This window comes from Lamprobacter sp. (assembly GCF_034860625.1).
In the GTDB taxonomy this organism is placed as follows: Bacteria; Pseudomonadota; Gammaproteobacteria; order Chromatiales; family Chromatiaceae; genus Lamprobacter.
In genome coordinates this window covers 1-8,700 of the sequence record NZ_JAYESN010000148.1, presented here as the reverse complement: position 1 = coordinate 8,700, position 8,700 = coordinate 1, and the positions used below count along the sequence as shown (strand labels likewise).

General features: G+C 59.1%; 7 protein-coding genes. 5 read left to right on the top strand and 2 right to left on the bottom strand.

Features of this window, described 5'->3' with window-relative positions:
• Positions 1 to 343: 343 nt before the first annotated feature.
• On the bottom strand, positions 344 to 1,282 hold the full coding sequence (locus tag VBE63_RS22070; protein ID WP_323685178.1) for a hypothetical protein: 939 nt from the start codon (positions 1,280 to 1,282) through the stop codon (positions 344 to 346).
• Between the two features lie 336 nt (positions 1,283 to 1,618).
• Positions 1,619 to 4,240: a hypothetical protein gene (locus tag VBE63_RS22065; RefSeq protein WP_323685177.1), complete on the bottom strand. Its 2,622-nt coding sequence runs from the start codon at positions 4,238 to 4,240 to the stop codon at positions 1,619 to 1,621.
• A gap of 187 nt (positions 4,241 to 4,427) precedes the next feature.
• Here VBE63_RS22065 and VBE63_RS22060 point away from each other — a divergent pair, with 187 nt between their 5' ends.
• From VBE63_RS22060 to VBE63_RS22040, 5 genes are all read left to right on the top strand, one after another.
• Positions 4,428 to 4,670: a helix-turn-helix transcriptional regulator gene (locus VBE63_RS22060; protein WP_322829005.1), complete on the top strand. Its 243-nt coding sequence runs from the start codon at positions 4,428 to 4,430 to the stop codon at positions 4,668 to 4,670.
• A gap of 304 nt (positions 4,671 to 4,974) precedes the next feature.
• Entirely contained in the window at positions 4,975 to 6,774 is a 1,800-nt protein-coding gene (locus VBE63_RS22055; RefSeq protein WP_323685176.1) for a DUF927 domain-containing protein, read from the top strand.
• Between the two features lie 265 nt (positions 6,775 to 7,039).
• Positions 7,040 to 7,657 (top strand): DUF1819 family protein, encoded by a 618-nt coding sequence (locus VBE63_RS22050; protein WP_323685175.1) that lies wholly within the window; start codon positions 7,040 to 7,042, stop codon positions 7,655 to 7,657.
• Complete coding sequence (locus tag VBE63_RS22045; protein WP_323685174.1) at positions 7,654 to 8,232, top strand: DUF1788 domain-containing protein; 579 nt, start codon at positions 7,654 to 7,656, stop codon at positions 8,230 to 8,232. Before VBE63_RS22050 ends, VBE63_RS22045 begins: the two co-directional genes overlap by 4 nt.
• Before the next feature lie 138 nt (positions 8,233 to 8,370).
• On the top strand, positions 8,371 to 8,700 hold a 330-nt coding region (locus VBE63_RS22040), incomplete at its 3' end, for a hypothetical protein (RefSeq protein WP_323685173.1).

The window sequence follows — 8,700 nt, the reverse complement described above, 5'->3', positions numbered from 1 at the left end:
GAGGCCGCAGATCGATTCGTGGCGCTGATTCCAAAAGACGGACATGAAGGGATGTGGGTGTGAGGGTCAGGATTCGACCCGGAGCGGTCCTCGTCAAAGCTCCACCTACTCCGCCCCAATTGCTCCCGCCCGCAGGGCAGGATGCGCCCGAGCCGGCTGCCCCGTTGCATCGACGGCGTAGAGTTGAAAAATTCGCTTGGCCAGATCGAAGCCATGAGCTTGAACTGCTGGTCTTTCCTACGCTCTTCCATTCGTCAGGTACGCAATCTTAGTGCCAGGGTGGTTGCTCACCCCATCAGTGCTCGCACTGAGGGGCTCTCGAGAACCGGGCCGGAACTGGCCATTACTCTTGACCCTCAGATGCCAACAGGATTTCAAATACCGGAATAAGCATGAGCATGAGATCAAGAAAAAGCAGCAACTTGCTGGCATCTTCTCTAGTCCAAACCCTATCTCTTGCGCCATGCAGAACCGTGTGCCTGTTTAGTGCCACCGCATCTCGGGCGCTGGTAGCGTGCCCATAATATGCTCCTGCAAAGTGCAGGAATGATTCTAAGGCAACCCCAATCAACCGGAGATCCTGGTCGCTCAAGTCTTGCGCATTAGCTCCAGTCTTCTCAGCGAAGTCCCAGGCTCCATGCCCAGGCCGCAGCGATTCTAGACAAATACTGGCGTCTTGGAAGACTTTATTGATCTGGCCGACCCCTTTCCGCAAGTCTTCCGTATTCAGCATCTTCCGACAGACATAGTCTAGCAGAGGGAATATTCCTGTAATGCACGGATACCAGTATCCTTTGAGATACACAGCTCGAATTTCGTCAAGTTCTTGTTGGTGGCCAGAAAGGATGTCTGTAGATTTCCAGCGACCAAATAAACTTCTGCAAGAAAGCCGCACCAGCGTAACCATGGCCTCGTCAACGAATTTGGTCACCCGGGCAGTATCCATGCCATCTCGTGCCGAGGATCGTCTCAAGGACTCAACCCACATGCGCAGATAAAGCCAGCTCAGCGAGGGGAGGGCTGCTGTCCAGAACCAATACTTGTTATCAGAAAACGAAAGCACGAAGAACGGGAATGGCCATAGAAAAAGTTCTCGGAAGAAATCAGAGAACGCTAGATTGCTGTTTACATGAGTCGTGCGAGTGTACTTCGAGAGCGAATCGTATATCGATCGTGGGAAATCCTTTCGGGGGATATAGTCGGTCGGCTTGCGGGCGATCTTTCCGCGAAGGACTTCGAGATTTGCGACGAGTTCCTGTGGTGTGATTATGCCGCTATTCAAACTGCGATCCCTATATATATCTAATCAGAAGGCGTGCGCATTCTGAAATTTGCCGTCGACAATCATACGAATTCTCAGAATTGAAGGAGTACTGCCCCGAGTGGCAGTTGGTGGCGAAAGCTGGGCGCCGGATGGCACAAGTATCAACGTCCGCTTGCGACCCGTAGCAGACATAACGCCCTCGGTAACCCTGAATAACCAGCAGAACCAGCTCGTCGACAGCGCGCACGACGAAAGGTTATCCGACCACAGGAACAGCTAATTTTCGCTGCATCACCGGGTGCAACTATATGTTCTGCCGTCAAAGGAATCATGAGTAACTACATCCGTGATTTCTCAGATATGACTGCGCGACGTGATGAGTTCAGTCTTGATCCAGGTGTCCAATGCGTCCACTTGCACGAACTTGGTTGGTATACGGTAAGGCGGATGAACCATCCAGTAATACACGTTACGGCTCACGTAGAGTTCCACGTGCCTGAAGGTCTCGTCTTCCGATCCCGGCCACTTCAGCAACTCAAGCATCTTCGAACGGTTCTTATTGAGAAACTGCCTTCGACGCAGTATTCGACTGAACTGCCCAGACTTGTCGTCCTCCGTTTTGCCAAATATGCGGTCACGGAGTCGACGGCCATCTTTCAGTGTGTAGGGTGGCTGGTTGTACTTGCACTCCACCGTCACGAGCAAGTTTGCATCTGGCCAGTACGCGAAGACGTCAAAGTCACCAACGTCCTCGAACCTCTCGCCGCGGAATCTCCTGAAGAAATCGATGCCTCGCTGGACGAACGGAGTGTGCCGACGGAATATCTCCTCGGTGCGAAGCTCCAACCGCTTCTCGATACCCTCCTTGATCTCCCGAATGACTGGGTCAACATGGCGCCACCCGAAGTCCGCCGGGAGGTAGCCGTCCCGCACCGCCGACATCCAGTTGTGCATCGACCGGCTGGCCGCCTCCGCACCCCAACGTAAGTCTGTGCCGTCGACGACCAGCGGCCGGATCGCGTATCGATGGATTCTCTTACTGTGCTCCCAGTACGGGACATCGTCCTCATCGACATTCCTCCCGGAGAGCCTGCGGACGCCTGCCTCCGAGAGCGTAAGGAACGCCACGATCCTTTCGGCCTCTGCAAGCTCAAGCCCCTCAATGCTGTTGGCCAAGACTTGGGCGACACGGTCTGGGGTCGCGGCATAAGAAAGGGAGAGTTCATCGCCGAAGCCATACCTCTGAGCTTGTGACAGAACCGCGAGAGCGGTGATTAGGCTCTGCAGATCGAATCCCAGGTCGGCCGCGAAAGCACTCTTAAGCTTTTCTGAGGACAGAAAGCCCTCGGGCGCGCCCTCCACGGCATCTTCGCTGTTTGTTCCAAGCCCCAGCCGTGACTTCGCATACTCGCGGGCGAATTCCGCGTCTCGGTCGTCGGAGCCGGTCGAGTAGAACATCTCGGGAATGTAGAAATCGTCGATCACAACGCCACCAACGTCTATGCCGTTGTGGAGGACGTCGCTGGCTCCTGTAAGCACCATGTACCAATCAACCAGGCCAACCAACTCGCGCAAAACATCGCCAGTGACTTCCCCGATTCCTGTCGCCGGTAAGCTGACAGTCTTTTCGAGCAGATATCGATAGTGACGAGCTGCGGAGCCAAACTCTTTACGAGCTTTTTCAACGGCGTCTAATCTGTCGTAGTCCACATCATGAGCGAGGCTCTGACGGGCTCGTTGAATCCTCATTCTCTCGATAACCAGGAGCGCATCATGCTGCTCAATAAATGCCTGCAGCAGTTGATGCCTGTCTAGCGAGGCGAGTCGACTCTCGATGTGAAGACGCAAACGGGCGCTGGCAGGATCAATTCTGGCCTTGGCCTCGGAAAGCTCATAGCGCCCTGGAGTCAAACCGAGCGCCATGATTTCGGAAGCTAAATGCTTGCGGGCAAGCTTGTAGTCGGCGGGCAAGGGAATGATAGGTTCGACGTAGTCAGGGACATCGACCTTTCGGTCCATAACCTTTAGGTGGTAGCGAGCAGGCTCTGACGCTCTGTCGCGAAGCCGGTCTCCAAGACCGAGTGGTAACTCCAATCCACATGCAGCGTGGCAGCTTTCGAGCGTCTCCAATAAGCATCGAACTTCGAACGAGGCGTCTTTAGCCGCGTTTAGCCCTGCGAGCACTGCACGGGCGTCGACCTGGAGATGAAACAGGCCATTGCGAACCGCATCCTCTTCTGCTGAAGTCACAGCTCGCGCGAATCCCTCTATTGGAGGAGGAGATTCATTATCGCCAACAGAGCAGGAAGGGGCTAGCTCACAGATGAACAGGACATGCGGCAGTCGAAACAGCGGGATGTCCGCCATCAGCTTGCGGCAGCGGTAGGTGCAGTCCGCAAGGAGTTGGGCGAAGAGGTCGACCATGCGAGCATCATTGATCCGCAGGCCTTCAGAAACTTCCACCAGGGTTTGAATGGTGCAGAGGCCAGCTGATGTTGAGTACGCGACTGCCTTGTGATGGCGCGATTTGAGTTCAACAACGCCTTCGGTTCCTTGTGTCAGCCTCCAGCCAGCGGCGCCATCTGGAAATACGCTCGGTGCATACGACCAGAAGTCTACTAGCTCCTTGAAACGCCAGGAGGTTCCCCAGTGAGGGTCCAATCCGATAAGGTTGGGTGAAATCGCCCCTTCGACAAGTACGCCGTGTGTGTCCTTGAATGAAGCATACAAATCCGTTGGCCCGGTAGAGAAAGGGCTCAGCAATCGTCTCTGAGCGTCAACGAACTTCCAGTAGCGCTCCAATTCGCCAAGGTTACTCAGGCTATCGAAGATGGTGATGAAGTCCGCCAGCGGCAATAGGCGAGCGGGCCTCTCAGGCACGACGATGGAGCCGAATGCCGTGCCCGCCTGGGTGACCACAATGATGATGTGAAGCTCTTCGGCGCTTGGCCCTGTGGTTCCATCCTTGGACAACATGAGTCTGCGCCCATCTGCGAGACGGAAGTGAATCGGCACCCCGCAAGGGCCTTGCGATCCCTTAACAGCCGTTAGGCCAAGCCCGGTATTGAGCACCGGCGGCGCTTCCTGAGTTCTGAAGACAGCACGCTGGGCGCGGGAGCAATCCCCGCCCAGTACTGATCTCCACAACCAGGATGCCGCAACGATGCCCCACACCACCTCTCTCTTACGCCGCCCCGAAGTCGAACGCCGTATCGGCCGTTCCCGTGCCAGCGTCTATGCCGATATTGCCGCCGGCCTGCTGCCACGCCCGGTCAAGATCGGCCAACGCGCCGTCGCTTGGCCCAGCCATGAGATCGACGCCGTCATCAACGCCCTCACGGCCGGCGCGACACCCGAAGAGATGCACGCCCTCGTCAACCAACTGCACGCCGCGCGTGGTCAGTGACGGAGGTGGTCGCTATGACAAAGCCAGCCAGCAACGCTCAGTCGTCGTTCAACATCCCCTGGTTAGGGATCGATCGCAGCCCCGATGTGGACCCTGGCCACGCCTGGTCAGGTACCAACGGGGTGACACCATGACGGCCTGCCAAGGCTCCGCTCGCACGGATGCGACACCGTCTGAACAAGCAGCATCGGTCGCAGATGACCAAAGGTCCGTATTTTTCCGTGCTACCGGTGCTAACGGTGCTACCGCATTGAATCTGCTTAAGATTCCGAGTGCTACCTCGGGAGCACCTGAGGCGCGGCTGGTGCTACCTAACCCTCAGAACAGCGCTCGCTCCGATGCCGATGAGCAGGCGCACCGCCTCATCGCCAGTGCACCGCCGAGCCTGGATGTCTGTCCCTGTTGGCGGGTCTACCTCAAGTCCTGGCACGACGGCAAACGCCTGCGCCGCGCCGGGGTCTGGTACCACGCCGTACGAGAGGGCAAGGACGGTCAACGCAGCCGATCCGATGACTGGATCTGCAGTCCGCTGACCGTCGAGGCCATCTCAGTCGATGCGCGTGGTGAGGCCTTCGGGCGCCTGTTGCGCTTCCCGGATGTCCTGGGGCAGGTTCGTGAGTGGATCATGCCGATGCCGCTCTTGCGTGGCGAAGGCCTGGAACTGCGCGGCGCCTTATTGGCCAGAGGCCTGCTGTTTGAACCCACGCAGCGCCAACGTCTGGTGCAGTACCTGATGCACCAGGTGCCCAAGCGCCAGATCCTGCAAGTACCGACTCTGGGCTGGCACGAGGGGCGCTTCGTCTTGCCGGACACCGTGGTCGGTGGCGGCGAGATCCGCTTCGAGTCCGAGGCCACGCAACCGCTCGACTACGCCCAATCCGGGACCCTGGCGCAGTGGCGCGAGCAGGTCGCCGCTGCGGCGGTTGGGAATCTGGTGCTGTTGTTAGCCATCTCAGCCGCATTTGCTGGCCCACTGCTGGCCCTGATCCAGGCCGATCACGCCAGCCTGCACCTCTATGGCGACAGCAGCGGCGGCAAGAGCACCGCCCTCCGCGCAGCCGTCTCGGTCTGGGGCAGTCCGGCCATGCTGCGCAGTTGGCAGGCGACCGCGAACGGTATGGAGGCCGCGGCAGCCGAATCGAACGATACCCTACTTGCGCTCGATGAACTGGGCCAGGCCGATGGACGTGACGTCGGAGCGGTGATCTATCAGTTGGCCAATGGCCGCGGTAAAGGACGCGCCAACATTCAGGGCGGCACTCGACGACGCGCGCACTGGCGCACCGTGATCCTCTCCAGTGGCGAGCGCACCGTCAACGCCCACATGCAGGCCGATGGCGGACGCTATCAGGCGGGTCAGGCGGTGCGTCTGATCAATTTGCCGGCGGGGGAGCGCGCCTATGGGGCCTTTGATCAGATCCACGGTGCCGCGGACGGTGCCGCCTTTGCCGATGCCCTGAGTGCCGCGACTCAGCGTGTGCATGGCACGGCCGGACGCGCCTTTTTACACTGGCTGGTCGGTCAGCAGCAGGATCAGACCCTGTCCAGGGCCGTGCTGCATTTGATGGAGGGCATGTCGGTCACCCATGGACAGGCTGCACGCGTTGCCAAGCAGCTGGCCCTGATCGGCACCGCCGGTGAGTTGGCGACGGCGGCAGGCATCACCGGCTGGCCGGCGGGAATCGCGGCTGACGCGGTGCTGGATGCCTACCATCTCTGGCAGACTGAGCAGGGCAGCGGGCAGACCGAGGATCGGCAGATCCTGGAGTCGGTGCGCAGCTTCATCGAGCGCCATGGTGAGAGCCGCTTCGCACCGCGCCATGCGATCTCAGCACACCCGATCCGCGAGCGCGCCGGTTACACCGAGGAGGACCCAACCACTGGGCAGGTGACCTATCTCTTTCTGGCCAGTGGCCTGCGCGAGGCACTAGACGGGCAGGATCTGAAGCGAGGCTTGATCGCCCTGGCCAGGGCCGGCTGGCTGGTCAAGGGCCGCGGCGACAAGCATCGGCTGCAGCGCAAGATTCAGGGTAAGAATACCAATGTCTACGCGGTGTCGTTGCCGGATGACGTGCTCGATGACGCAGAAGCGAGCCAAGCATGACAGCCGGTCCGATTGCATTGGCTGACAGTCGATGCGAATCTACGCCAAGGCGCTAGACTAGACGACCTTCTAAAGGCATTACGGGTTTGCCGCATCGCGGAAACGCTTGCATAGGCGCTTGTCTGCAGCTAAAACGTCCGTTTTAGGTGGTGGATGCCGCACTGGCGGCTTAGGCTTGTTCTGGCTCCAAGGTTCACGCCATGCGCGGAACCTGCAATGCCGATGGTCGCACCACGATCGAGCGTTATCCAATAGGAGATCAGGCTTGAGCGAAGCAGGACGCTACAAGGCCAATTTCAGCAAAGGCGGGCTGATGTTGCCCGAGAGTCGGATCATCGCCACGCTGTTGTTGGAAGGCGTTGATGCCGAGCGCTGGGAACGCGCGATCACTGTCGACAATGTCCTCGCCAAGCGCTCGCCCTCAACCGCCCGAACCAAAGCCACGCTGATTCGGGCACGGCTGCGCACCCTGCCGGCTTCGATCTGGGGGTTGATCCGCGACGGCAGCCGCCCGGTGGCGACCCATACCCTGCTGGCCGCCACGGTCACCTACTCACCGCTGTTCGGCGACTTCCTTGATTTGGTCGTCCACGATCTTTATCGCCGTTTCGAGCCCAGCCTCAAGCCCGCGCATTGGGAGCAGTACCTCGCCGACTGCAAGACCCGCGATCCGCAGATGCCGGCGTGGAGCGAGTCGACGCGCACCACGCTGCGTACCCGCGCCTTCGGCATGCTGCGCGAGGCCGGCTATCTTTCTGCTGATCGCGCCTGCAGCCTGCAACCCTTGCCGATCGCCCCGGAGGTCATTCAGGCCTTGCGCGAGGCCGAGGAATGGTATGCACTGCGCTGCATCCAGCTCACCGATAGGGATACCACCGCATGAGCACCGACTTCGAGCAGCGCCTGAACCAGATCCTCGGGCGAATCACCGCCGATGACTTCCTCAAAGGCCGCGGCCTCGGCAACGAGATCCCGTTCTACGCCTTCGACTACCCGCCCGAGCAAGAGCTGGCGGTGCGCGAACATATCGCCTTCCTACTTGCGCAGGTCCCCAAGCAGCGTCCTGAACTGTGCATCGCGCATGTCAATCTGTTCTCCCTGATCATCGACACCCTCAAGGCGCGCGGTTTCTACGACAAGGCCCTGGCCAAACAGCGTCAGCAAGGTGATCAGGCGTTGCTCAAGGCCCTTGCCGCGCCGCTGGATGCTGGCAAGCTCGCGACAGCCCTGCTCGATCAGACCGAACCCGCCAACCAGGACGTCGTGCTGGTCTCCGGCATCGGCAGTGCCTACCCGCTGCTGCGCACCCACAATCTGCTCAACAACCTGCATGCCGGCATGGGCAGCACCCCGCTCGTACTATTCTACCCCGGCACCTACGATGGGCAGTCGCTGAGGCTATTCGGGCTGCTGCAGGATAGGCCTTATTACCGGGCGTTTAGGTTGGTGGGGGGGTGAGTTAAGAAGTTAAGAAGTGGGGAAGTGAAGAAGTGAAGAGGAGGGGGAAATCTCCCCCAAAGATCCGACTTCCCAACCCCCAACTTCCCGACTTCCTCACTTCCTAACTTCCTAACTTCTTCACTTCTTCACTTCCCCATGCTCATCAAGGACCTCTTCACCAAACCCGTCGATCGCCCCATCAACGGCGTCATCAAGGCCGATCAGGACGATGCTGCCTCGGTCTGGCAGGAGTTGGAGGAGTACGTCATCACCAAGGAGTTGGACACTCACTTCCGGCGCTTCTTCGACGCCTTCCTCAAGACCCTCGACAACAGTGGTGATCCGCAGATCCTTGGCCTGATCGGGGTCTGGATCTCGGGCTTCTTCGGCTCCGGCAAGTCGCACTTCCTCAAGATCCTGTCCTACCTGTTGGAGAACCGCGAGATCAGCTACAACGGTCAGACCCGCAGGGCGATCGACTTCTTT